General features: G+C 68.9%; 18 protein-coding genes and 1 riboswitch. Of the genes, 7 read left to right on the forward strand and 11 right to left on the reverse strand.

What is annotated here, in order from left to right; translation table 11 throughout:
- Positions 1-209 precede the first annotated feature (209 nt).
- From OP79_RS05650 to OP79_RS05665, 4 genes are all read right to left on the reverse strand, one after another.
- Positions 210-905: a GntR family transcriptional regulator gene (locus OP79_RS05650; RefSeq protein WP_033318852.1), complete on the reverse strand. Its 696-nt coding sequence runs from the start codon at positions 903-905 to the stop codon at positions 210-212.
- Between the two features lie 234 nt (positions 906-1139).
- Positions 1140-1931: a M23 family metallopeptidase gene (locus OP79_RS05655; protein ID WP_033318853.1), complete on the reverse strand. Its 792-nt coding sequence runs from the start codon at positions 1929-1931 to the stop codon at positions 1140-1142.
- Between the two features lie 13 nt (positions 1932-1944).
- Positions 1945-2102, reverse strand: a riboswitch (cyclic di-AMP (ydaO/yuaA leader).
- Between the two features lie 213 nt (positions 2103-2315).
- The gene (locus tag OP79_RS05660; RefSeq protein ID WP_033318854.1) at positions 2316-3707 is read right to left on the reverse strand and encodes a M16 family metallopeptidase; all 1392 of its coding nucleotides are present in this window, start codon (positions 3705-3707) and stop codon (positions 2316-2318) included.
- Complete coding sequence (locus OP79_RS05665) at positions 3704-5047, reverse strand: M16 family metallopeptidase (protein WP_078491624.1); 1344 nt, start codon at positions 5045-5047, stop codon at positions 3704-3706. Before OP79_RS05665 ends, OP79_RS05660 begins: the two co-directional genes overlap by 4 nt.
- 236 nt (positions 5048-5283) lie before the next feature.
- Between OP79_RS05665 and OP79_RS05670 the strand changes: the two genes are divergently transcribed.
- The gene (locus OP79_RS05670) at positions 5284-7734 is read left to right on the forward strand and encodes a DNA gyrase/topoisomerase IV subunit A (protein WP_033318855.1); all 2451 of its coding nucleotides are present in this window, start codon (positions 5284-5286) and stop codon (positions 7732-7734) included.
- On the opposite strand, the gene OP79_RS05675 is transcribed toward OP79_RS05670, so the two are convergent.
- Positions 7735-8874 carry a CobW family GTP-binding protein gene (locus tag OP79_RS05675; RefSeq protein WP_033318856.1) on the reverse strand — a complete coding sequence of 380 codons (1140 nt, stop codon included), beginning with the start codon at positions 8872-8874 and terminating at the stop codon, positions 7735-7737. It lies immediately after the preceding gene.
- Positions 8875-9198: 324 nt separating this feature from the next.
- Between OP79_RS05675 and OP79_RS05680 the strand changes: the two genes are divergently transcribed.
- Positions 9199-9702: a DUF6082 family protein gene (locus OP79_RS05680; RefSeq protein ID WP_033318857.1), complete on the forward strand. Its 504-nt coding sequence runs from the start codon at positions 9199-9201 to the stop codon at positions 9700-9702.
- 198 nt (positions 9703-9900) lie between these two features.
- Here the strand turns inward: OP79_RS05680 and OP79_RS56785 are convergent, their stop codons facing one another.
- Positions 9901-10137 carry a hypothetical protein gene (locus OP79_RS56785; protein WP_033318858.1) on the reverse strand — a complete coding sequence of 79 codons (237 nt, stop codon included), beginning with the start codon at positions 10135-10137 and terminating at the stop codon, positions 9901-9903.
- 529 nt (positions 10138-10666) lie between these two features.
- Here OP79_RS56785 and OP79_RS05690 point away from each other — a divergent pair.
- From OP79_RS05690 to OP79_RS05705, 4 genes are all read left to right on the forward strand, one after another.
- Positions 10667-11617 carry a ferredoxin family protein gene (locus OP79_RS05690; protein WP_033318859.1) on the forward strand — a complete coding sequence of 317 codons (951 nt, stop codon included), beginning with the start codon at positions 10667-10669 and terminating at the stop codon, positions 11615-11617.
- 71 nt (positions 11618-11688) lie between these two features.
- Positions 11689-13413: an ATP-binding protein gene (locus tag OP79_RS05695; protein WP_051744427.1), complete on the forward strand. Its 1725-nt coding sequence runs from the start codon at positions 11689-11691 to the stop codon at positions 13411-13413.
- Positions 13410-14090: a response regulator gene (locus tag OP79_RS05700; protein WP_033318860.1), complete on the forward strand. Its 681-nt coding sequence runs from the start codon at positions 13410-13412 to the stop codon at positions 14088-14090. Before OP79_RS05695 ends, OP79_RS05700 begins: the two co-directional genes overlap by 4 nt.
- Before the next feature lie 282 nt (positions 14091-14372).
- Positions 14373-15065 (forward strand): response regulator, encoded by a 693-nt coding sequence (locus OP79_RS05705; RefSeq protein WP_033318861.1) that lies wholly within the window; start codon positions 14373-14375, stop codon positions 15063-15065.
- A gap of 156 nt (positions 15066-15221) precedes the next feature.
- Here OP79_RS05705 and OP79_RS05710 read toward each other — a convergent pair whose 3' ends face one another.
- Complete coding sequence (locus tag OP79_RS05710; RefSeq protein ID WP_033318862.1) at positions 15222-17345, reverse strand: DNA gyrase/topoisomerase IV subunit B; 2124 nt, start codon at positions 17343-17345, stop codon at positions 15222-15224.
- 444 nt (positions 17346-17789) lie between these two features.
- On the opposite strand from OP79_RS05710, the gene OP79_RS05715 reads away from it, so the two are divergent.
- On the forward strand, positions 17790-18020 hold the full coding sequence (locus OP79_RS05715) for a DUF7455 domain-containing protein (RefSeq protein ID WP_033318863.1): 231 nt from the start codon (positions 17790-17792) through the stop codon (positions 18018-18020).
- A 164-nt stretch (positions 18021-18184) separates the two neighbouring features.
- On the opposite strand, the gene OP79_RS05720 is transcribed toward OP79_RS05715, so the two are convergent.
- The 4 genes from OP79_RS05720 to OP79_RS05735 form a co-directional block, all read right to left on the reverse strand.
- Positions 18185-19003 carry a serine protease gene (locus OP79_RS05720; RefSeq protein ID WP_033318864.1) on the reverse strand — a complete coding sequence of 273 codons (819 nt, stop codon included), beginning with the start codon at positions 19001-19003 and terminating at the stop codon, positions 18185-18187.
- Between the two features lie 155 nt (positions 19004-19158).
- Positions 19159-20700 carry an RNA polymerase sigma factor gene (locus OP79_RS05725; RefSeq protein ID WP_033318865.1) on the reverse strand — a complete coding sequence of 514 codons (1542 nt, stop codon included), beginning with the start codon at positions 20698-20700 and terminating at the stop codon, positions 19159-19161.
- A 401-nt stretch (positions 20701-21101) separates the two neighbouring features.
- Complete coding sequence (locus OP79_RS05730; RefSeq protein WP_078491626.1) at positions 21102-21983, reverse strand: FadR/GntR family transcriptional regulator; 882 nt, start codon at positions 21981-21983, stop codon at positions 21102-21104.
- 163 nt (positions 21984-22146) lie between these two features.
- Positions 22147-23910, reverse strand: a complete 1764-nt coding sequence (locus OP79_RS05735; RefSeq protein ID WP_033318867.1) for an ABC transporter ATP-binding protein — start codon at positions 23908-23910, stop codon at positions 22147-22149.
- Positions 23911-23919 lie beyond the last annotated feature (9 nt).

Genomic DNA, 23919 nt, shown 5'->3' on the forward strand with positions numbered 1-23919 from the left:
CCTAAACCGGCGCCGCTCTCGCGGACCTGGTTGATCGCCGTCGTGGTTCCTCAATTGATGGTTGCGGTAGTGGTCGTTCCAAAGACGCCATCCACACGCACACCAAAAGGGCTCGCCCGGAATGCCGGGCGGGCCCTTTTTAATTCCAGGTTGCGGGCAGCGAAAATAATCCCCCGCGAATTACTCCCCCTTTGTATACGGCGCCACTGTTAATGCCGCAGGCTCGCCGTGTTTACGGGATGTTGCGAAGTTCTCACGCGCTCCACGCGATCACCTCGTTCGGGGAAGCGCAGCCGGTGTGCGGTCGTCGCCCGCTCGGTGTGCAGCGCCGTGATCGCCCGGGCCCGCTCGCTGTCTCCGCGCGCGACGGCGTCCACGATGCCGCCGTGCTCCGACCAGGACTCGGCGGGGTTGGCAGGCGCCTCGACCGAGTACATCCAGGCGATCTTGTGCCGCAGCTGGGTGAGCATCGAGGTCAGCGCGGGGCTACCGGAGGCCTGTGCGAGCGTCTCGTGGAACCAGCCGCCCAGCGAGCGCAGATCCTCGCTCTGGCCCCTCCTGGACCGCTCCTGCCCCAGCCTGACCAGGCCTCGCAGCACCTTGAGGTGCGCCTCCGTACGCCTCTGCGCGGCGCGCGCGGCGCCCAGCGGCTCCAGGAGCATGCGCATCTCCAGCAGGTCGGCGGCCTCCTGTTCGGTGGGTTCCGCGACGCAGGCGCCCGCGTGCCGGCGGGTGACGACGAAACCTTCCGCCTCCAGCGTGCGCAGCGCCTCCCGCACGGGGACCCGCGAGACGCCGTAGCGACGCGCGAGCAGTTCCTCGGTGAGCCGGCTGCCGCGTTCGTAGACACCCGCGACGATGTCGTCACGGATCGCCGTGCATACCGAGTGCGCGGGAATACGCATGACCCGACCTCCGCCTTAATCCCCGCGAAACGCGGTTGATTGACGCCAGTTCAGTGACTCTATTGCAGAGAGCCGGAAATTCCGATGGCGGACCGGAATCCACAGCTATTTTTTGGACACATAGTGACGCAGAACAGGCAGTCGTCCCGTCGGCATGCGCGAAGGCCCCAGCTCGGTGAGCCGGGGCCTTCGGGAGCGGTGCGCCTTCGGAAGCGGTGTGGTGAGTCCGAGTCGTCAGACGTCCACGCCGTGCGAGCGGAGGTAGGCGAGGGGGTCCATGTCCGAGCCGTACTCCTGGGACGTACGCGCCTCGAAGTGGAGGTGTGCTCCGGTGACGTTGCCGGTCGCCCCGGAGAGGCCTATCTGCTGGCCCGGGGTGACGCTCTGGCCGACGGAGACGGAGAGGGACGACATGTGTGCGTACTGCGTGTACGTGCCGTCGTTCATCTTGATGACGACCTGGTTGCCGTACGAGCCCTCGAAGCCGGCCTCGACGACGGTGCCGGCACCCACGGCGCGGACGGTGGTACCGCTGGCGGCGTGGAAGTCGATGCCGGTGTGGCTGCCGGAGGACCAGACGGAGCCGCCGGCCTTGTAGCCGGTGGAGACGTACGAGTCGCTGATCGGCGAGACGTAGGCGTTGAGCAGGCGCTTGCGCTCGGCCTCGCGGGCGGCGCGCTCCTTGGCCTCGCGCTCCGCCTTGGCCTTCGCCTCGGCCCGGGCCTTCTCCTCGGCGGCGCGCTTCTGCGCGGCTTCCTCGGCAGCCTTGCGGGCGGCGGCCTCCTCGGCGGCCTGCTGCTGGGCGTGGGCCTGGGCGTCGATCTGGTCGGCGACCGAGTCGCCCATGGTGACGGCCTGCGTCAGCCCTGTCTGCTTGACCGAGGACGGGCCGGCGAACGCCGGGGCGGCCAGGGTGCCGATGACACCGGTGGTGGCGAGCGTCGCGACGCCCACGGCCCTTGAGGAGGACGTGCGCTTCGTACGGCTCGGGCGACGGTGCTTCCCGGTGGCGCGGGTGAACGCCATGAAGTGGCTGGTCCTTTCCTTCCTTCTCGCCTACCGGGTTAGCTGACGGGTTCGGAGCAGGAAGGTCTCCTACGGGCTCCCTCCAGGAGGGTGCCCGATTCACCCCAGGGACTGCGATGGGTCCCCGGCTCCCCTGGCTCGCGCCGTACGGGGACTCGGCGATGACTGTCCGGTGCCGCGGGTGCGGCGCAGTGCCTGACGAACAGCCGGACCGACGCTAAGCGTGCCGTCTCTCAAACAACAAACGGATGACGGTTTTTGTAGCGCACGCCACAGCGCAGACACACAACCTCCATATCAACTCCCAACCAAACCAATCAATATGGACAAAGAGGGACCCTGAAGGCTCATCAGCCTCCAGGGTCCCCAGGATGTGCAGCGGCTCTACTCGGCCGCGACCACGCTCACTTCACCGATCCCGAGGGCTTTGACGGGCTCCTCGATCTGGGCGGCGTCCCCGACGAGGACGGTCACCAGACGGTCCACCGGGAAGGCGCTCACGGCGGCCGCGGTGGCCTCCACGGTGCCCGTCGCTGCGAGTTGGCGGTACAGCGTCGCCTGGAAGTCGTCCGGCAGGTACTGCTCGACCTGGTCGGCGAGCGTGCCGGCGACGGCGGCCGCGGTCTCGTACTTGAGCGGCGCCACGCCCACCAGGTTCTGTACGGCGATGTCGCGCTCGGCGTCCGTCAGGCCCTCGGCCGCGAGCGTGCGCAGCACCTTCCAGAGGTCGTCGAGCGCCGGGCCGGTGTTCGGCGTGTCGATGGAGCCACTGATGGCGAGCATCGCGGCGCCGGTGCCGTCCGGGGCGGAGCGCAGTACCTGGCCGAACGCCCGCACACCGTAGGTGTAGCCCTTTTCCTCGCGCAGGACGCGGTCAAGGCGTGAGGTGAGGGTGCCGCCCAGGCAGTACGTGCCGAGCACCTGGGCGGGCCACACACGGTCGTGCCGGTCGGCTCCGACGCGGCCGATGAGCAGCTGTGTCTGGACGGCTCCGGGGCGGTCGACGATGACCACGCGGCCGGTGTCGTCGGCGGTCACCGGAGGCACCGGACGAGCCTCGGCCGGCGAGCCGGTCCAGGCGCCGAGCGTGTCGCCGAGCAGCGCGTCGAGGTCGACACCGGTGAGGTCGCCGACGACGACCGCGGTGGCCGTCGCGGGGCGTACGTGCTTCTCGTAGAAGGCGCGTACCGCCGCCGAGTCGATGGTCGCGACCGTCTCCTCGGTGCCCTGGCGCGGGCGCGACATGCGCGAGGTCGCCGGGAAGAGCTCCTTGGAGAGCTCCTTGGCGGCGCGGCGGGCCGGGTTGGCGGTCTCGTGCGGAATCTCGTCGAGCCGGTTGCGGACGAGCCGTTCGACCTCGCTGTCCTCGAAGGCGGGCGCCCTGAGGGCGTCGGCGAGGAGACCGAGCGCCTTCGGGAGCCGCGACACCGGGACCTCGAGGCTCAGTCGTACGCCCGGGTGGTCGGCGTGCGAGTCCAGCGTGGCGCCGCAGCGCTCCAGTTCGGCGGCGAACTCCTCGGCGGAGTGCTTGTCGGTGCCTTCGGAGAACGCGCGCGCCATGATCGTGGCGACACCGTCCAGGCCCTGCGGCTCGGCCTCCAGCGGTGCGTTCAGGAGGACTTCGACGGCGACGACCTGCTGGCCGGGGCGGTGGCAGCGCAGCACCGTCAGGCCGTTGCCGAGCGCACCGCGCTCGGGCGCCGGGAAGGCCCAGGGCCTGGCCTCGCCGGCCTGGGGCTGGGGGTGGAAGTCCATGGTCACGGTGGCCTCGGTCACTGGGCGCTCTCCTCGTCGGTGGCGGTCTCCTCGTCGGTGGTGATCGGCTCGTACACGAGCACCGCGCGGTTGTCGGGGCGCAGTCGGGACTTGGCGGCCTCCTGGACCTCCTCCGCCGTGACGTCGAGCACGCGCTGTACGGCGGTCAGGGCGAGCTGCGGGTCGCCGAACAGCACGGCGTACCGGCACAGTTCGTCGGCGCGGCCCGCGACCGTACCGAGCCGGTCCAGCCACTCGCGCTCCAACTGGGCCTGTGCGCGCTCCATTTCCTCGGCCGTGGGACCCTCCTCGGCGAACCGGGCGAGCTCCTCGTCGACGGCCGCCTCGATGACGGGGACCTCGACATCGCCGGAGGTCTTCACATCGAGCCAGCCCAGGGAGGGTGCTCCGGCCAGGCGCAGCAGACCGAAACCGGCCGCCACAGCCGTACGGTCCCGGCGTACGAGCCGGTTGTAGAGACGGGAGGACTCGCCGCCGCCGAGGACGGTCAGGGCGAGGTCGGCCGCGTCGCACGCGCGCGTGCCGTCCTCCGGGAGCCGGTAGGCGGCCATCAGCGCGCGCGCCGGGACCTCCTCCTCGACGACCTCGCGCAGTTGCTCACCGATGGTGTCAGGCAGTGCGCCGTCGCGCGGGGCGGGCTTGCCGTCGTGCCCCGGGATGGAGCCGAAATACTTTTCGACCCAAGCCAGCGTGGCCTCCGGGTCGATGTCGCCGACGATCGACAGGACGGCGTTGTTGGGCGCGTAGTAGGTGCGGAAGAACGCGCGTGCGTCCTCCAGGGTGGCCGCGTCCAGGTCGGCCATCGACCCGATCGGGGTGTGGTGGTAGGGGTGGCCCTCCGGGTACGCGAGAGCGGTCAGCTTCTCGAAGGCGGTGCCGTAGGGGACGTTGTCGTAGCGCTGGCGGCGCTCGTTCTTGACGACGTCGCGCTGGTTCTCCATCGACTCGTCGTCGAGCGCCGTGAGCAGCGAGCCCATGCGGTCGGCCTCCAGCCAGAGGGCGAGCTCCAGCTGGTGCGTGGGCATGGTCTCGAAGTAGTTGGTGCGCTCGAAACTGGTCGTGCCGTTGAGCGAACCTCCCGCACCCTGCACCAGCTCGAAGTGACCGTTGCCCTTCACCTGGGCCGAGCCCTGGAACATCAGGTGCTCGAAGAGGTGGGCAAGGCCGGTACGGCCCTTGACCTCGTGGCGCGAGCCGACGTCGTACCAGAGGCACACCGCCGCGACCGGGGTCAGATGATCTTCGGAGAGCACCACGCGCAGGCCGTTGGCCAGGCGGTGCTCGGTCGCTGTCAGCCCGCCGGAGCCGGCCTCGACGGTGGCCGTGTGACCCATGGGCATGTACGTCCCTTCGATCGCGGAAAACTGCTGAATTCCTGCTAGTCATGCCACTGTATGCAAGCGCGCCGACAGCTGGCGAAGTTCCCGGAACGGCTACGCCGAGAGCGAGCGGGCCGGTGGCCGCCAGGACCCCTGTGCATGGGGTGTGGTCCGGGTTGTCAGTGCGGCGGTCCACAATGGAGCTCGTCAGAACCCGTTCATGCCCCGGCAGACACTGTGAAGGAGTCGCAGCAGCGATGGCCCGCCGCAGCACGAAGACCCCGCCGCCCGACGACTTCGAGGAGCGCATCCTCGACATCGACGTCGTCGACGAGATGCAGGGCTCCTTCCTCGAGTACGCGTACTCGGTGATCTATTCCAGGGCTCTGCCGGACGCCCGTGACGGCCTCAAGCCCGTGCACCGCCGCATCGTCTACCAGATGAACGAGATGGGGCTGCGCCCCGACCGCGGCTATGTGAAGTGCGCCCGCGTCGTCGGCGAGGTCATGGGTAAGTTGCACCCCCACGGCGACGCGTCGATCTACGACGCCCTGGTGCGCCTGGCCCAGCCCTTCTCGATGCGCCTGCCCCTGGTCGACGGCCACGGCAACTTCGGCTCGCTGGGCAACGACGACCCACCGGCCGCCATGCGGTACACCGAGTGCCGGATGGCCGACGCGACCTCCCTGATGACGGAGTCGATCGACGAGAACACCGTCGACTTCGCGCCGAACTACGACGGCCAGGAGCAGGAGCCGGGCGTCCTCCCGGCCGCGTATCCGAACCTGCTGGTGAACGGCGCGTCGGGCATCGCGGTCGGTATGGCCACGAACATGGCGCCGCACAACCTCGGCGAGGTGATCGCCGCCGCCCGGCATCTGATCCGCTACCCGGGCGCCGATCTCGAGACGCTGATGAGGCACGTCCCGGGCCCCGACCTGCCCACGGGCGGGCGGATCGTCGGCCTCTCCGGGATCAGGGACGCGTACGAATCGGGCCGCGGCAGCTTCAAGATCCGCGCGACGGTCTCCGTGGAGCACGTGACGGCACGCAGGAAGGGCATCGTCGTCACGGAGCTGCCCTTCACCGTGGGCCCGGAGAAGGTGATCGCCAAGATCAAGGACCTGGTCGGCGCCAAGAAGCTGCTGGGCATCGCCGACGTCAAGGACCTCACCGACCGCTCGCACGGCCTGCGCCTGGTCATCGAGATCAAGAACGGCTTCGTACCGGAGGCCGTCCTGGAGCAGCTCTACAAGCTGACGCCCATGGAGGAGTCCTTCGGCATCAACAACGTCGCGCTGGTGGACGGCCAGCCCCTCACGCTGGGCCTCAAGGAGCTTCTGGAGGTCTACCTCGACCACCGCTTCGAGGTGGTGCGGCGGAGGTCGGAGTTCCGCCGCGGCAAGAAGCGGGACCGGCTGCATCTGGTCGAGGGTCTGCTGGTCGCCCTCCTGGACATCGACGAGGTCATCCGCCTCATCCGCTCCAGCGACAACTCCGCGCAGGCCAAGGAGCGCCTGATCGAGCACTTCTCGCTGAGCGAGGTCCAGACGCAGTACATCCTGGACACCCCGCTGCGCCGGCTCACCAGGTTCGACCGCATCGAGCTGGAGTCGGAGCGCGACCGGCTCAACGGCGAGATCGAGGAGCTGACCCGCATCCTGGAGTCGGACGCCGAACTGCGCAAGCTGGTCTCGGGCGAACTGGCCGCGGTGGCCAAGAAGTTCGGCACCCCGCGGCGTACGGTGCTGCTCGAGTCCTCCGGTGCCACCGCCGCGTCCGTACCACTGCAGGTGGCCGACGATCCGTGCCGGGTACTGCTGTCGTCGACGGAACTTCTCGCGCGTACGGCGAACGGTGACCCCTTCGGGGAGAGTGACGACAAGCGCGCCAAGCACGATCTGATCGTCTCGGCCGTCCCGGCGACGGCCCAGGGCGAGGTGGGCGCGGTCACGTCGGCCGGACGGCTGCTGCGCATCAACGTCATCGACCTTCCGCAGCTGCCCGAGACGACCGCGGCGCCCAACCTCGCCGGAGGAGCGCCGATTTCGGAGTTCCTCACCCTGGAGGGTGACGAGGAGGTCGTCTGCCTGACCACGCTCGACGAGTCCTCGCCGGGTCTGGCGCTCGGCACGCAGCAGGGTGTCGTCAAGCGTGTGGTGCCCGACTACCCGTCCAACAAGGAGGAGTTGGAGGTCATCACGCTCAAGGAGGGCGATCGGATCGTCGGCGCGGCCGAGCTGCGCACGGGCGAGGAGGACCTCGTCTTCATCACCGATGACGCCCAACTGCTGCGCTACCAGGCCTCCCAGGTCCGCCCGCAGGGCCGACCCGCGGGCGGCGTGGCGGGCATCAAGCTCACCGAAGGGGCCAAGGTGATCTCCTTCACGGCCATCGACCCGGCCGCGGACGCGGTGGTCTTCACGGTGGCGGGCTCGCGCGGCACGCTCGACGACTCGGTCCAGACGACCGCGAAGCTGACGCCCTTCGACCAGTACCCGCGCAAGGGCCGCGCCACGGGCGGTGTGCGCTGCCAGCGGTTCCTGAAGGGCGAGGACTGCCTCAGCCTGGCCTGGGCCGGCCCCGCTCCGGCCCGGGCCGCGCAGAAGAACGGCACGCCGGCCGAACTGCCGGAGACGGACCCGCGCCGCGACGGCTCGGGGGTCTCGCTGCCCAAGACGGTGTCGGTGGTGGCGGGGCCGGTGTGATCAGGCCTCGGGGCCCGGTTCCACGGGCTCCGAGCTCAGTTCCTGTACGACGTCCGGGTCCTCGCCGTCAGGGTCCTGTACGTAGCGGAGTACGCCCCACATGCTGTGCTCGTCGGCGTGCGGGGCGTACTCCTTGCACGCCTCCAACTCCTTGCCGAGAGCGGGGGCGTCGATGCCGGAGCCGATGAGGACGAGCTGGGTGAGGCGCTCGTCATCGGTCCCCCAGGGCTCCGGGTAGAACCGCAGGAACCGGCCCACGGCATGCACGGCGTACCGGTTGCGGGTGTCGGCCGCGCCGAAATCGACGTACCCCTTGATGCGATAGAGGCCCTCCGGCCTGCTGTCGAGGAAGTCCATCAACCGACGTGGGCCGAGGGGCACTTCGGAGGTGAAGGCGAGGGATTCGTAGGCGGAGTGCAGGTGTCCGGCGTGATGGCGCCCGTGCTCGTGACCGTCTTCGTGGCCCTGCTCGTCACCGTGCTCGTGGTCGTCCTCATGAAGGTCGTCGAAGGACAGCTGCCCGATCCGCTCCGTGGACGGCTTGCAGTCGAAGAGGAGTTCCGGGTCGATCCGCCCGTACGTGGCGGGGGCGACTGCGGCGCGGTCGGTCAGCGTCCGGACGAATCGAAGTACCCGCTCGGGGTCCTCGGCCCGGTCCGCCTTGTTGACGACGACGAGATCGGCGAGGCCGAGGTGCCGGTCGATCTCGGGATGCTTCTGCCTCGTGTCGTCGAACTCGGCGGCGTCCACGACCTCCACAAGCCCGCCGTAGACGACGCGCGGGTTCTCACTGGCGAGAAGCATCCGCACTAGCTCCTGCGGCTCGGCGAGGCCGCTCGCCTCGATGACGATGACGTCGATACCGGCGGAAGGCTGGGCGAGCCGCTCCAGATAGACATCGAGTTCGCTGGCGTCGACCGCGCAGCACAAGCACCCGTTCCCGAGGGAGACGGTCGAGTCCCCGAGCGCCCCCGCAACCGCCATCGCGTCGATCTCGATGGCCCCGAAGTCATTGACGACGGCCCCGATACGGCTGCCTCCGCTGCTGTGCAGGAGGTGGTTGAGCAGCGTGGTCTTGCCGGAGCCGAGGAAGCCCGCGAGGACGACGACCGGGATCTGTTGGGGACTCGCAGGACTCAACGCGCGACCTCTCTCACACCGATGCGTGCACCGGCTCGTGGACCGGCTCTTGTTACGAGGATTGAATGCCGACTCAGGATACGAGCCGGTGGAAACCCCGCGAAGTGAACGATTGTTAGCGGCGTTCAGGGGGCACACGTTGGACATGGCGCCAGGAACGCGCCCCGCGCTTCCCCCTGTGCGCCCTCTTAGCCGCCTCCCAGCCGATCAGAGCCGCTCGGCACCCTGGAAGACGGCAAGCGTGCCGCCCACCCGCTCGCCGGTCAGTTCCCTGTCGACCCGCACCCGACGACCGGCGGACGGTTGCCTGATTCGGGGGTTGACATGGCCACACAGAGTGCGTTGAAGGGGTGGCTCTCCGCCGCCCGGGGGAGGCTCGCGTCCGCGGCCGGGATGGCCATGGAGGTAGGGACGCGGCACCGCAGGCGTGCCGCACTCACCGAACAGCACCGACTGCATTTCGACCTGCTCTGCAAGGCCATGGTCGATCCCACCCTCGCCGCGGTCCTCAACACGTACGAGGTCGACATCGCTCCTGAGAAGCAGCGGCAGTACCTCTTCGCGAACGCGCTCTACATCAATGCTCTGTACTTTCACCGGATCGGCGCCCTGACCCGGCGAGAGCTCCACGGACACTTCCGCATCATGTGCCAGAACAGGATCTTCCGGGAGTACTGGGCGGCGACCCAGCACCATCGGGAGAGTCTGCCCGACTCGTCCGAAGAGGCCGAACTGGGCCAGATGATGGACGACTTGATGCAGGAGCAGGCCGATTCCGACACCGACGAATGGTGGGTCGTGGGGGCGCCGCCCGAAGAATCCCTTTGATCCCACGCGTCGCGGATTGCCCCACAGGCTGGAACACAGGGGCGCCCCGAAGTCACCGGTCCCTCCCCGGAGTCCGCCGAACACTTCTCGGCACAGGTCGCGGAAAACCAGGCATGCCCGGCCGGGCATACGAAAGGCCCGGCATTGCGTCGATGCCGGGCCGGAAGCGTCCCAACCGTGTGCGCAGGATTCCCGACCTCAAGCGTCCGGGATGTCCGCCTTCGCGCGTACGAGAGTCTCGCGTGTGATCACCACGATCCGCTCATAATCGGCCCGTGCGGCGTCGGGCGGAAGCTCGCTGTCGAGCGCAGCTGTGGCTTCGGTCCCAATGACGGCGAAACGGCCGTCACTGAGTTCGAAGATATCGGGACATGACTGACCGGTGGCGCTGCCTCGCTCGCGTGGTGTAGCCCCGACGCGTCGCACGATCTTCACGGATAGGTACCAGCCTTACTCGGAGTGGTGGACGTTCTCCGAACAGGGGTGGTCGCCGGAGGTATGGACCTCCGGTGTATGGGTGTGCGCCGGAGTATGCCCACAGAGTGGGTAGGTCACACATTATGTCGGCATCTTGTTGCTGGTGCGACTTGAAACAGCGTTGAGGCAGGTGAATTTTACCTGAGCCGCTTGACGGTGTGCGGTGTTTAGGTGATATGTGGCTTCGCGGGGATGTTGGTGGCCTGCGATGCGTAGGTGGCATCCGTAAGCCAAAAGGGAGCCGTACTGGGACATCACTCGGCCAGCGAGGAGTGGCCTTTCACCGAGCAGCTCAGAAGCCCAGCCGGCTGGGCTGTTCGACCAGGCCCTTGCTGACCTGCGCCGCCGCGCGCCTTCCTCCAGGCCATGAGTCAGGCAACGTTCGGTGTGGGAACCAAAGGCCCGCGGCCATCTCAGCCACTGCAGGAACTCTGACCCCAGATGGCCCCGAAAGCCACTTCCGGTAACTCAGGTTAGGCTTACCTCCGTGAGTACGTGCACGAAGGTCTCCCGGGACCTGGACGAGCCCCTCGCGGGGACCGCCGCCACCGCGAGGACGTGGCTGCTGCTGGAACAGCCCGGACCCTGGGGTGCCAGAGCGCTGACCTCGAGTCATCTGGATCCGGACCTCGGGCGCGCTCTGGGGAAGGCCACGGAGGGCACCGGCGTACGTATCGCACTGATCCGCCGCCCGGGGCGGCACGCCGACTGCCACACGGTTGCCGAGCGCAAGGTGTACGCGGCCCACACCGCTCCTGGAAACATATGGCTGCACAGCGCCACAACGTCAGACCCCGAGCAGCTGCTCAAACTTGACTTCGCCGCACTGGGCGGAGGCGCATCCAACACCTTCGACACGGTTCTCGACGGCCGCCCCCACACCGGCAACCCTCTCGCCCTCGTCTGCACCAACGGCAAGCGAGACCGCTGCTGCGCCCTCCTGGGCCGTCCCCTCGCTGCCGAGCTCGCCGCCTCCGGAGTGGACGGCGCATGGGAAGTCACCCACCTGGGAGGCCACCGCTTCTCGCCCACCCTGCTCGTGCTGCCGTTCGGCTACGCGTACGGGCGCGCGGAGGCCCATACCGTCAAGGAGGTCCTCCAGGGCGTACGGGAAGGGCGTGTGGTCACCGAAGGGTGCCGCGGGAGCTCTGCCTGGGAGCGCCCCGGCCAGGCGGCCGAGCTGGCCGTACGCACGGCGACAGGCGAAGAGGCCGCCGACACGCTGACGGTCGTCCACACGGACGGCACGGCACCTCGCTGGGAGGTGACCGTCGCCCACACCGACGGCCGCATCTGGCGCGTCACCGTCGCCCAAGGCGCCTCGCTGCCGCCCCGCCAGGAGAGCTGTGGCTCGGCCCTCGGCTCCCCGGCCCGTATGGACGTGCTGGCGGTGCGCGAGCTGACCCGTCCGGCTGTGGCGGCCCTCGTGGCCCGCTGATCACGCCCCGCTCAAGAGATCAACGCCACACCCCTACGGCACGGCGCGTCCACCCCCGTACCGTCATAGGCATGAGTCCCACTCCCCCTGCCCGACGACTCCGCCTCGGCATGCCGAAACGGATGTTCTCGCAGGTGCTGTTGATGCAGGTGGCGATCGCTGCCGGAGTCGCCGTGCTCGCGACCGGCCTGTTCCTCGCTCCGCTCAGCGACCAGCTCGACGACCAGGCGATGCGCCGTGCCCTCGCGATCGCGCAGACCACGGCCGCGCAGCCGCAGCTCGCCGAGGAGCTGACGTCGACGCCGCCCACGGTCGGCGGGCCCGTACAGGCCGAGGCGGAGCGGATCCGGAAGGCCAGCGGGGCCGAGTACGTCGTGGTGATGAACACGGTCGGCGTGCGCTGGTCGCACACCGACCCCGAACGGATCGGCGATGTCGTCTCGACCGACCCCGGGCAGGCCTTGGCCGGCCACGAGGTCATGGAGATCGACAGCGGGACGCTGGGCCGCTCGGCGCGCGGCAAGGTGCCGTTGCGCGACGCCGACGGCGACATCGTGGGAGCGGTCTCCGTCGGCATCGAGTACGACAGCGTGCGCGCCAGGCTCCTCAACGCGATCCCGGGCCTCTTCGCGTACGCGGGCGGGGCCATGGCCGTCGGCGCGCTGGCCGCGTATGTGATCTCCAGGCGAGTCCAGCGGCAGACCCGCGACCTGGCCTTCTCGGACATCGCCGCGCTCCTGGCGGAACGCGAGGCGATGCTGCACGGCATCAGGGAGGGCGTCGTCGCCCTGGACCGCGGCGGCAGGATCCGGCTCCTCAACGACGAGGCTCAGCGCCTGCTGGGCATCGGCGACGAGGTGGTCGGGCAGCCGCTCGACGAGGCCCTCGGCGGGGGACGTACGACCGATGTACTGGCCGGACGCGTCACCGGCACCGATCTGCTCACCGTCCGCGGTCAGCGCGTCCTGGTCGCCAACCGGATGCCCACCGACGACGGCGGCGCCGTCGCCACGCTGCGCGACCGCACCGAGCTGGAGCAGCTAGGCCGCGAACTCGACTCCACCCGCGGCCTGATCGACGCCCTGCGCGCCCAGGACCACGAGCACGCCAACCGTATGCACACGCTCCTCGGCCTGCTGGAGCTGGAGATGTACGAGGACGCCGTGGAGTTCGTCGGCGAGGTGGTCGGCGACCACAGGGCCACCGCGGAACAGGTCACGGAGAAGATCCACGACCCGCTGCTGGCCGCCCTGTTGGTCGGCAAGGCCACTGTCGCGGCGGAGCGCGGCGTGGCGCTGTGGATCTCGGACAGAACGCTGTTCCCCGACCAGCTGATCGATCCGCGGGGACTGGTCACGATCGTGGGCAACCTCGTCGACAACGCGCTCGACGCCATCGCCGGCAAGCAGCACGCGCGCGTGGAGGTCGAATTGCGCGCGGAGGGGCGTACGACAGTGCTCAGGGTGCGGGACACCGGGCCCGGAATCCCCGCCGAACAGCGCGAGTTGGTCTTCACCGACGGATGGTCCACCAAGAAGCCTCCGGCGCACGGCAAGCGCGGGATCGGCCTCTCCCTGGTGCGGCGGCTCGCCGAGCGGCAGGGCGGCAGCGCGCGGGTCGCGGAAGCGGACGGCGGGGGCGCGGAATTCATCATCGTGCTGCCGGAGACACTGGCGGAGCCGGGACTCGCACCGCAGCCCGGGCTCGCACGAGAGCCGCGTCTCGTACCCGACTCGGGCCCGCCCCACGAAGCCGCCGTGGCCGGCTCCACGACCACCAAGGAGGAGTCGCGATGATCGAGGTACTGGTCGTGGACGACGACATCCGGGTCGCTCGGGTCAACGCCGCCTACGTGGAGAAGGTCGCGGGCTTCCATGTCGCGGGCGAGGCGCACTCCGCAACGGAGGCGCTGCAACAGGTGGAGGCGTTGCCGCAGCTGGATCTGGTGCTCCTCGACCACTATCTGCCCGACGATACGGGCCTCGCGGTCGTCCAGGAGATGCGGCGGCGCGGCCACCAGACCGACGTGATCATGGTGACCGCGGCCCGTGACGTCTCCACGGTCCAGGCCGCGATGCGGCACGGCGCGCTCCAGTACCTGGTCAAACCGTTCGCCTTTGCCGGACTGCGCGCCAAGCTGGAGGCGTACGCGGCGCTGCGCCGGACCCTCGACGGCGGTGGCGAGGCCGAACAGGCCGAGGTCGACCGGATCTTCGGCGCCCTCTCCGCGGGCTCGGAACCGGGTCTGCCCAAGGGGCACTCCCCCACCACCGCGGAGGCCGTGCGCCGGGCGCTGCTGAGCGCCGAAGGCCCTCTGTCGGCCCAGGAGATCGCGGACCGGACGGGGCTCAGTCGGCAGACCGCCCAGCGCTATCTGAAGCTCCTGGAGCGCACCGGGAGGGCGACGCTGAGCCTCAGATACGGCGACGCGGGCCGCCCGGAGCACCGTTACGTCTGGGCGACCCGCGCCTGAGGGCACGGTCGAAGTACGGGAGTTGCAACCGCGCCCACCTCAGCACGGCTGTCAGGGGAGGCCAGCCGTGCGAGGAAACCCAAGCCCGCGGCCTGCGTCACCAACTCCGTGTCTGCGTACCTGCCTTGCGACCGTAGAGGTGCCGTGTGCAAGAGCAGCAGTCTTGTGAGCGCAAGGCCTTCTTCTGCTTGCAAAAGCGTGTTGTGCTCGTTTTGCTCACGCCACAACACTGGAGCCGGAGCACGGGCACGACGCAGGCCCGGGCTCGGGGAGAGAGACCCGATGATTGATGTCCTGGTCGTGGACGACGACTTCCGTGTCGCCGAGATCAATGCCCAGTACGTGGGCAAAGTGCCCGGCTTCCGGGTCGCCGCCCGCGCGCACACCGCGGCTCAGGCCCTGGCCACCGTGGCCCGCGAACCCGTCGACCTGGTGCTGCTCGACCACTACCTGCCCGACCGGACAGGGCTCGAACTCGTCCAGCGGATGCGGGAACTCGGCCACGCCAGCGACGTCATCATGATCACGGCGGCCGGCGACGTGGAGACCGTACGAGCCGCGATGCGCCTCGGCGCCCTGCACTATCTGGTCAAGCCGTTCACCTTCGCCGCGCTGCGCACCCGCCTCGACTCGTACGCCGCCCTGCACCGCACCGTCGAGCGGGTCGAGGGCCAGGGCGCGGCAGGCCAGGAGCAGGTCGACCGGATCTTCGGCGCGCTGCGTACGACGCCCACGGCCTCTTCGCCCGGCCTGCCCAGCGGACACTCGGAACCCACCATGGACCTGATCTGCAAGGTCCTGCACGAGGCCGACCATCCACTGTCGGCCCACGAGGTAGCCGCCGAGACCGGCCTCAGCCGCTCCACCGCCCAGCGCTATCTCCGCCACCTGGAACAGGCCGGACGGCTGCGGCTCACCCTCAAGTACGGCGACACGGGACGCCCCGAGCATCGCTACACGTGGGTGGCGCCCTGAGGGACTTGGCCGCTTGGGTGCCTGGGCAGCCTTGCCGAAGCCCGGTGCAGTTCCCCGCGTCCCTAAGAGGAGGCCGCAGGCCTCTTAGGGGCGCGGGGAACTGCGCGACCAGCCACAACGCACCCGCAGCTTCGAACTGCACTTCCAGCGGAGCGCTTACGCGTCGATGCGCGAACGGTCCAGTGTCGCCGCCGAGTTGGAGATGAACTCCTTGCGCGGGGCCACTTCGTTGCCCATGAGCAGGTCGAACACCTGCTCCGAAGCCTCCAGGTCAGAGATGTTGATACGGCGCAGGGTGCGGTGGCGCGGGTCCATCGTCGTCTCGGCCAGCTGATCGGCGTCCATCTCACCGAGGCCCTTGTAGCGCTGGATGGAGTCCTTGTACCGGATGCCCTTGCTCTGGAACTCCAGCAGCTTGTCGCGCAGTTCGCGGTCCGAGTACGTGTAGACGTACTTGTCCTGGCCCTTCTTCGGCTGGGTCAGCTCGATGCGGTGCAGCGGCGGAACCGCGGCGAAGACCCGGCCCGCCTCGACCATCGGCCGCATATAGCGCTGGAAGAGCGTGAGCAGCAGGATACGGATGTGCGCGCCGTCCACATCGGCGTCGACGAGAAGGATGATCTTGCCGTAGCGGGCCGCGTCGATGTCGAAGGTCCGGCCGGACCCGGCTCCTATGACCTGGATGATCGCGCCGCACTCGGCGTTCTTGAGCATGTCCGAGATGGACGCCTTCTGGACGTTGAGGATCTTGCCGCGGATTGGCAGCAGCGCCTGGAACTCGGAGTTCCGGGCGAGTTTGGCGGTGCCGAGCGCGGAGTCTCCCTCGACGATGAACAGCTCGCTGCGCTCGACGTCGTCGCTACGGCAGTCGGCCAGCTTGGCGGGCAGCGACGAGGACTCCAGGGCCGTCTTCCGGCGCTGCGCGTCCTTGTGCTGACGGGCCGCGATGCGCGTACGGGCGGCGGCGACGGCCTTCTCCAGGACGGCGCGGGCCTGCCCGGCCACGTCCCGCTTCGTGGAGGTCAGGAACGCCTTGAGTTCCTGGGAGACGACGTTCGTCACGATGCGACGGGCCGCGGAGGTGCCGAGCACCTCCTTGGTCTGGCCTTCGAACTGCGGCTCGGCGAGGCGCACCGTCACCACCGCGGTGAGGCCCTCCAGGGCGTCGTCCTTGACGATGTCGTCCTCGGCGACGCGCAGCAGCTTCTTCGTGCGCAGCACTTCGTTGACCGTCTTCGTGACGGCCTGCTCGAAGCCCGCGACATGGGTGCCGCCCTTGGGCGTGGCGATGATGTTGACGAACGACTTGAGCGTCGTGTCGTAGCCGGTGCCCCAGCGCAGCGCGACGTCCACGCCGAGTTCACGGGTGACCTCGGTGGGCGTCATCTGGCCGTGGTCGTCCAGGACCGGCACGGTCTCCTTGAAGGTGCCCTGGCCGGAGAGGCGGAGGACATCGCAGACCGGCTTGTCGCTCGCCAGGTACTCGCAGAACTCGCTGATGCCTCCGTCGAAACGGAAGGACTCCTCGCCCTTGCTGCCGCCCTCGCCGAGCCCGTACTCGTCGCGGACGACGATCGTCAGTCCGGGTACCAGGAAAGCGGTCTGGCGGGCGCGCTGGTGCAGCGTGTCCAGGGAGAGCTTGGCGTCCTTGAGGAAGATCTGGCGGTCGGCCCAGTAGCGCACGCGGGTGCCGGTGCGGGTCTTGGGGATCCTCTTGAGCTTGCGCAGACCGGCCGAGGCGTCGAAGGGCGCTTCCGGGCCGACCCCCTTGAAGGCACCGGGCGTACCTCGCCGGAAGCTGACGGCGTGCGTGTGCCCACTGCGGTCCACCTCGACGTCCAGCCGGGCCGACAGGGCGTTCACCACGGAGGCACCCACACCGTGCAGGCCGCCGGAAGCCGCGTACGAGCCGCCTCCGAACTTGCCGCCGGCGTGCAGCTTGGTCATCACGACTTCGACACCGGAGAGGCCGGTCTTGGGCTCCACGTCGACGGGGATGCCGCGGCCGTTGTCCCGCACCTCCACCGAGGCGTCGTCGTGCAGGATCACCTCGATGTGGTCGCAGTACCCGCCCAGGGCCTCGTCCACGGAGTTGTCGATGATCTCCCAGAGGCAGTGGAGCAGACCGCGGGTGTCGGTCGACCCGATGTACATGCCCGGGCGCTTCCGCACGGCCTCGAGCCCTTCGAGGACGAGCAGGTGCCGCGCGGTGTAGTTGGAACCGTCCCGGTCTGCTCCGGTCAGCAGCGCTGTGGACGGCACGGACGTCTCGGCGGTCACGCGGTTCGCTCCTCGCTGAATTTCAAGTGGGGCCCTTTAGGGTAAGGACCGGCTTCGGTCGCCGGTCCGAGGGTACCGAGGCCTGGTAGAGCCGTTGTAACGCCACCCTCGTCTGAGACTCAGGGTAGTCCAGGGTCGCATGCCTGTTCGATCCCTCGATGGAGTGAAGTACATATCACGTTCCCTTCCAGGCATGAACCATTTAGGCTCCGGGCACGTCCTCATGAACAACCGGCAATCCAGCCGGGAGGACTTGACCCTGACAGACAGCGCGAACCCGTAAAGATACAAAGACACGCAATACGGCTCATTCGCCGCCAACCGGCAGCAGACAGCCGACTCGGAGAGAGATTTTTTCGAGGCAGAGCCCCGAGCGGGAACGTTTTGGGCCTGGTTGGATGTTGACCCTGGTACGACAGCTCGTCGAGCTAGAGAAGAGGCGACGTGACTACTGTTCTGACCCCCGCGAGCCCACTGACGGCCGCTGACCGCTGCGACCGTTGCGGCGCCCAGGCATATCTGCGCGTCGTTCTCCTCAGCGGTGGTGAACTGCTCTTCTGCGCCCACCATGGACGCAAGTTCGAGCCGGAACTCAAGAAGATCGCCGCTGAGATACAGGACGAGACGGAGCGGCTGACATCCGTTCCGGAAAGCGCCAATGAAGAAGAGCGCTGACACTTCGCATCCACGACGAGCCAGCTACGGCACAGGCCGGTGACCGGGCGGCTGCCCCCCCGCATCGGGGGGGCAGCCGCCTTAAATCTGCCTATCGGCCTGGACATCCCAGCCGGCGACCATGCCTGTATGTCCCTGCCGTCGACCACGGCTGGACATCCTCGTCAGTGGCCCGCATCCAGCCCCCTGACAGCGCCTGAGGCCCGCGTATAGACCCCTGGGCTGTCGGCCAGTCCGCAGCCGCTTCCCCACGACACAAGGCCGATCAGCCGCCCCTGGGCGACCAGCGGACCACCGCTGTCCCCCTGGCAGGCGTCCCGGCCACCGTCCGGCTCCCCCGCGCAGAGCATGGAGTCGGCCAGATACGTCCCGTCCACACCGCCCGGATACGCCTCCTCACAGACCGCGTCGGACAGCACCCGCACCCGGGCGGCCCGCAGACCGTGTGCGAAGTCACCCTTGCCCGTCGTATCGCCCCAGCCGTAGACCACAGCGTCCGTACCGGGCCGGTAGGCCGCGTCACCGGAGCCCGCCACGCGAATCACCGAGCTCGCGGGCAGCGGCTCGGCGAGAGTGAGTACAGCGGCGTCACCGGCGTTCGTATAGCTGTCGTACGCCGGGTTGGCCCGGACCTTGCGCACCGGGATCTCCCTGCCCCCATCCCCCAGCAGGTCCCCGCGCCCGGAGATTACTTTCAGATCGCGGATCTTCCCCAAGGGTGCGCCCAGCGCCTCCTCGCCCAGACAGTGGGCCGCGGTCAGCACAGTCGACCGGCCGATCACCGCGCCCCCACAGAACTGCCCGGCACGCGTACCCCCGAACCGGTCGCGACTCGCCAGCGCCACCACCCAGGGGCTCTTGGAGATCTCGACGGAATAGCCACCTATGACGACGCTGTCGGCCGCCGCGGGTGTGGGGGATGCCAACGAGATCACGGCCGCCACGGCCGCGAGAGCCAGCGCTCGCACATAGGGCCGACGCATACACGCTCCTCACTCTGAGGTCATCATGGGAAACCCAGAGTGATTCACGCGACAGCGGCTCGCACTCCACACACGCCGAAGGCCCGGCTCCCTGTGCGGGAGACCGGGCCCTGGGTGACGTACGACCGGGATCTGAGCGGTCTCGGGGAGACCGCTCAGTCGAGGTAGTCGCGCAGGACCTGCGAGCGCGACGGGTGGCGCAGCTTCGACATCGTCTTGGACTCGATCTGGCGGATGCGCTCACGCGTGACGCCGTACACCTTGCCGATCTCGTCGAGGGTCTTCGGCTGACCGTCGGTGAGACCGAAGCGCATGGAGACGACGCCCGCCTCGCGCTCGGACAGGGTGTCGAGGACGGAGTGCAGCTGCTCCTGGAGGAGCGTGAAGCTGACCGCGTCGGCCGGCACGACGGCCTCGGAGTCTTCGATCAGGTCGCCGAACTCGCTGTCGCCGTCCTCACCCAGGGGGGTGTGGAGGGAGATCGGCTCGCGGCCGTACTTCTGGACCTCGATGACCTTCTCCGGGGTCATGTCGAGCTCCTTGGCCAGCTCCTCCGGGGTGGGCTCGCGGCCCAGGTCCTGGAGCATCTGGCGCTGCACGCGCGCGAGCTTGTTGATGACCTCGACCATGTGCACCGGGATACGGATGGTGCGGGCCTGGTCGGCCATCGCGCGGGTGATCGCCTGACGGATCCACCAGGTGGCATACGTCGAGAACTTGTAGCCCTTGGTGTAGTCGAACTTCTCCACCGCACGGATCAGACCGAGGTTGCCCTCCTGGATGAGGTCCAGGAAGAGCATGCCGCGGCCGGTGTAGCGCTTGGCCAGGGAGACCACCAGACGGAGGTTGGCCTCCAGGAGGTGGTTCTTGGCGCGGCGGCCGTCCTCGGCGATGATCTCCAGCTCGCGCTTGAGCTTGGGGGCGAGCTTGTCGGCGTTGGCCAGCTTGTCCTCGGCGAACAGACCGGCCTCGATGCGCTTGGCGAGCTCGACCTCCTGCTCGGCGTTGAGCAGCGGGACCTTGCCGATCTGCTTGAGGTAGTCCTTGACGGGGTCGGCGGTGGCACCGGCCGCGGCGACCTGCTGCGCGGGCGCGTCGTCCTCGTCCTCGTCCGACAGGACGAAGCCCTGGGCGCCGTCCTCGGCGGGCTCTTCGGCACCGGCCTTGCCGGTACCCGGAGTCTCCTCGGTCGCCTCTTCGTCGATGACCTCGGCGTCGTCCTTCTTGGCGGCGGTCTTCTTGGCCGTCGCCTTCTTGGCGACGGTTTTCTTCGCGACGGCCTTCTTGGCGGTCGCCTTCTTGGCAGCGGCCTTCTTGGCGGGAGCGTCCTCGGCGGGAGCGTCGACGGCAGGCATCGCCGGAGCGGCGGTGGCCTGCTCGACCGTCGCCGTCTTCGCCGCGACGGTCCTGGTGGCGGTGCGCTTGGCCGGACTCTTCGCTGCGACGCTCTTTCGGGTGCGCTTGGGCTCCGCGGCACTGACCATCAGCGTCACACCCTCTTCCTCGAGGATCTGGTTGAGGCTGCGCAGTACGTTCTTCCACTGAGTGGCCGGAATCTGGTCAGCTTCGAAGGCCCGACGCACGTCATCGCCGGCGATCTGCCCCTCAGCCTTTCCCCGCTCAATGAGCGCCATGACAGAGACGGACTCGGCGATCTCCGGCGGGAGCGTACGGGATGTGCTGGCCGACACGAACAACCTCTCGGAACGTTGGAAAACGGCTTCCGGCCCCGTCCAGTGTGGACCGGAGCCGACGACCGTCGACTGGGGGATGAGTCGACGACGCGGGCGGGGGCCGCGAAGATGCACAGCGCCATGAACGGCGTCCGTATTCCCTCGTCGGCAGTCACCTCTTAGGTCATCGCGCTGTTCCGAGGAGCGTTACGCCCAATCTGCGTGGCCCGAGTCACATCCCGTAAGTTTACAAATGCTGCTAGATACGGTCAAAGTTGGTCAACCGGCGGGCGCAAGATCTCAGCACACCGCCGGACTCTGCCGGATCCCAGAGGATCCGGCAGAGTCCGGCGGTGGATCGCTCGCCGACCGCGCGATGCCCCTCGAGAGGACACGCCTCCGACTGCGCCGCCCTCGGCGCGCGGTCAGTGCTCGCGAGGCGCGGGCACCACGCGGTCGGGGTGGACGGTGAGCAGTTGACGCATGGCCGCCTCGGCCGCCGCTCCATCACCGGCGGCGAGGGTGTCGACGATCCGGGCGTGGTGCGCGAGGGAGATCTCGTTCGGCCGGTCGCAGCCGGCGATCGGGCCGCCGGAGACCTGGAGTGCGGCCGACACGATCCCGGAGAGGTGCTCCAGCATGCGGTTGCCGGCGACCTGGATGAGGAGCGAGTGGAACTCCGCGTCGGCGCGCGAGAAGGTGAGCGCGTCGCCCTGCGCCATGGAATGCCCCATGATCTCGACCATGTCGGCGAGCCTCTGCTGCACCTCCTCGCGTCCGTGTCCGGCAGCGAGGCGGGCGGCCAACGGCTCAATCGTCCAGCGCAGCTCGCTCAGCTCGCGCCGCTGGTCGTCGCACTGCGGCCCATAGGCCCGCCACTCGATGATGTCCGGGTCGAGGAGGTTCCAGTCGCTGACGGGCCGTACCCGGGTGCCGACATTGGGGCGGGCGCTGACCAGACCCTTGGCCTCGAGGACGCGGAGTGACTCACGGACGACGGTGCGGGAGACCTCGAACCGCTGGCCGATCTCCTCGGGCACGAGCGGGCGGTCCGCTCCGAGGTCTCCGGAAACGATCATCTGGCCGAGCTGTTGGACGAGTTGGCCGTGCAGGCCGCGACCGCGGGAGCCTGTGGCCCGCCTGCTCACGCGGCCCAACTCCGGGTCCGTGCCCTCCCACGCGGGGGCGCCGACGCGATCGACGCCGGGGGCCTCCGCGTAGGGATAGCGGTCGAGTTCGCCCGGGCCGGCGAGGCCGGAGTCTGCGGAGCGGGCGGCGGTCATCATGGTGTGCGCAAGGGTACTCACGCATCCTTTGTCGGCGTCGCCCCCAACTGCCTTGAGGTCTTTGGTGAAAAGCACACGAAAGGGTGATCGCTCACCCCGTCGCAATTGACGCCTTATCGGAAAGAAATGGGCGCTCCCCGATGAGTTGTACGCATCGCGGGAACGCCTGTGCCGCTCATAGCGGTCATCGGATCCTGCTCCGCAGAGTCGTGAGCAGATACGTGCAGAGCAGGACAGCGAGCGACAACATCAGTGCACCGCCCACGGGTTGAGCGATCATCCGCGCCCCAGCTGCCAGATATCGCTCACCCCCGAAGGGCCACTGCACCGGCACGAACTCACGTAGCCGCGTCGAAAACCCGGTCGCGGTTCGCACGGACGGTCCTTCCAGGACCTTGTGCACGAGGGGTACGACGACGATCGGTACGGTGAGAACGGCCGCCAGTCCGGCGGTCGTCGACCGGAAGACGCCCGCGGCCAGCACGCCCGCCCAGGCGCAGCCCACCACGAGGCCGATCCAACCGGCGCTCAGCGAAAGCCAGTCGGCGGGAACCCCGACGACCTCCCGTCCGTAGACGATGTAGAGCAGTTCGGCGTCCACGCCCACCGTGAGGATGGCCAGGATCAGCGCGGTGGTGGCGGCGACGAGGAGTTTGGCGGCGAGCAGTCCCAGGCGGCGGGGGACGGTACCGCGGTCCGCGGCCAGGGCGGGATGGCGGAACTCGTCGCCGAAGGCGACAGCGCCGAGCAGCCCCGCGCCGAGCGCCGCGGGCGGCAGCGGAAATTGCTGCGGCCACGCGGCGAGCAGCCGCGGCTGCGGCGTGTGCCCCACCCGTGCCAGGAGTACGGAGGTGACGGCAGAGATGGCGAGCACCGCTGCCGCAGTGAGGTAACCGGTGCCGACTCCTGCCGCACGGCGCAGTTCATAGCGCAGGGGACGCAGCGGATTGCGGCCTTGGCGGACGGTGATGGGGGGCGGGAGGGAGGGCAGCGCGTCCACGTTCTCCGGCTCGGCGAGCCTCTCAGAGGCCTCGGCCTCCTGAGGGTCAGTCGCGGGCCGCTGCTCGATCGGGGGCCCCATGTCGCCGACTTCATCGGCCAGTTGATGTACGAGGATGCCGTGACGGTACGCGGTTTCGCCGACGTCGGCACAGGTGCTGCCGTACACCGAGAGGCGATTGCCGTCCTCCCGCACGACTTCGACGGAACGCCGTGTGGTGCGCGCCTCCTTGGCTAGAAGGGCGGCGAGCCGGGCGGCGTGTGGGCTGCGGACGGCGACGCGGGGCCGGAGCCGGGTGCGGGCGAAGTCCGCGACCTCCTGGTCGGCTACGAGCTTGCCCTCCTCGATCGTGACGACCCGGTCGGCGGTCCGCGCGGCCTCCTTCGGGTCGTCCGTGGTGAACAGCACGGTGCCGCCCCCGGCTGCGTACGCGCGCAGAACTCCGTGCAGCCAGCGGCTTTCACGGATCGAGAGACCGTCGGCGGGGGCATCGAGAACGAGCGTGTGCGGGTCCGCCAACAGCGCGCAGGCGAGACCCAGACGACGGTCCATACCGCGTGAGAGCGCGTCGAGGCGTTCATCGCGCAGGCTGACGAGACCCACCGCTTCGAGGACTTCGTCGGCGCGACGGACGGGCACGCCCACGGCGGCGCACAGCATGCGGAGTTGACCGCGGATCGTGCGTGCCGGATGGCCGGGCACCTCTCCGAGGAGCACGCCCACTTCGCGTGCGGGATGGGGGATGCGGTGCAGCGGACGACCTCTGAAGTGGGTGATTCCGCGGCCTTGTTGGAGTTCGAGCATGAGCCTCAGCACCGTTGTCTTGCCTGCGCCCGGCGCTCCGAGAAGCGCCGTGACGCGTCCCGCGTGCGCCTCGAAGGACACGTCGTCGACGGCGGGCGGAAGCTCCTTGCGGGGGTTGCTGGTCAGTCCGATGGCCTGGATCACCCAACGCAA

This window comes from Streptomyces yerevanensis, assembly GCF_000716805.1.
GTDB classification, from domain to species: Bacteria; Actinomycetota; Actinomycetes; order Streptomycetales; family Streptomycetaceae; genus Streptomyces; species Streptomyces flaveus.

Excerpts from the sequence above, each read along its gene's own strand:
- OP79_RS05720 (WP_033318864.1), bottom strand. The coding sequence starts at position 19,003 with ATGCGTCGGCCCTATGTGCGAGCGCTGGCTCTCGCGGCCGTGGCGGCC.
- OP79_RS05700 (WP_033318860.1), top strand. The coding sequence starts at position 13,410 with ATGATCGAGGTACTGGTCGTGGACGACGACATCCGGGTCGCTCGGGTC.
- OP79_RS05665 (WP_078491624.1), bottom strand. The coding sequence starts at position 5,047 with ATGCCCATGGGTCACACGGCCACCGTCGAGGCCGGCTCCGGCGGGCTG.
- OP79_RS05650 (WP_033318852.1), bottom strand. The coding sequence starts at position 905 with ATGCGTATTCCCGCGCACTCGGTATGCACGGCGATCCGTGACGACATC.
- OP79_RS05695 (WP_051744427.1), top strand. The coding sequence starts at position 11,689 with ATGAGTCCCACTCCCCCTGCCCGACGACTCCGCCTCGGCATGCCGAAA.
- OP79_RS05680 (WP_033318857.1), top strand. The coding sequence starts at position 9,199 with ATGGCCACACAGAGTGCGTTGAAGGGGTGGCTCTCCGCCGCCCGGGGG.
- OP79_RS05655 (WP_033318853.1), bottom strand. The coding sequence starts at position 1,931 with ATGGCGTTCACCCGCGCCACCGGGAAGCACCGTCGCCCGAGCCGTACG.
- OP79_RS05705 (WP_033318861.1), top strand. The coding sequence starts at position 14,373 with ATGATTGATGTCCTGGTCGTGGACGACGACTTCCGTGTCGCCGAGATC.
- OP79_RS05670 (WP_033318855.1), top strand. The coding sequence starts at position 5,284 with ATGGCCCGCCGCAGCACGAAGACCCCGCCGCCCGACGACTTCGAGGAG.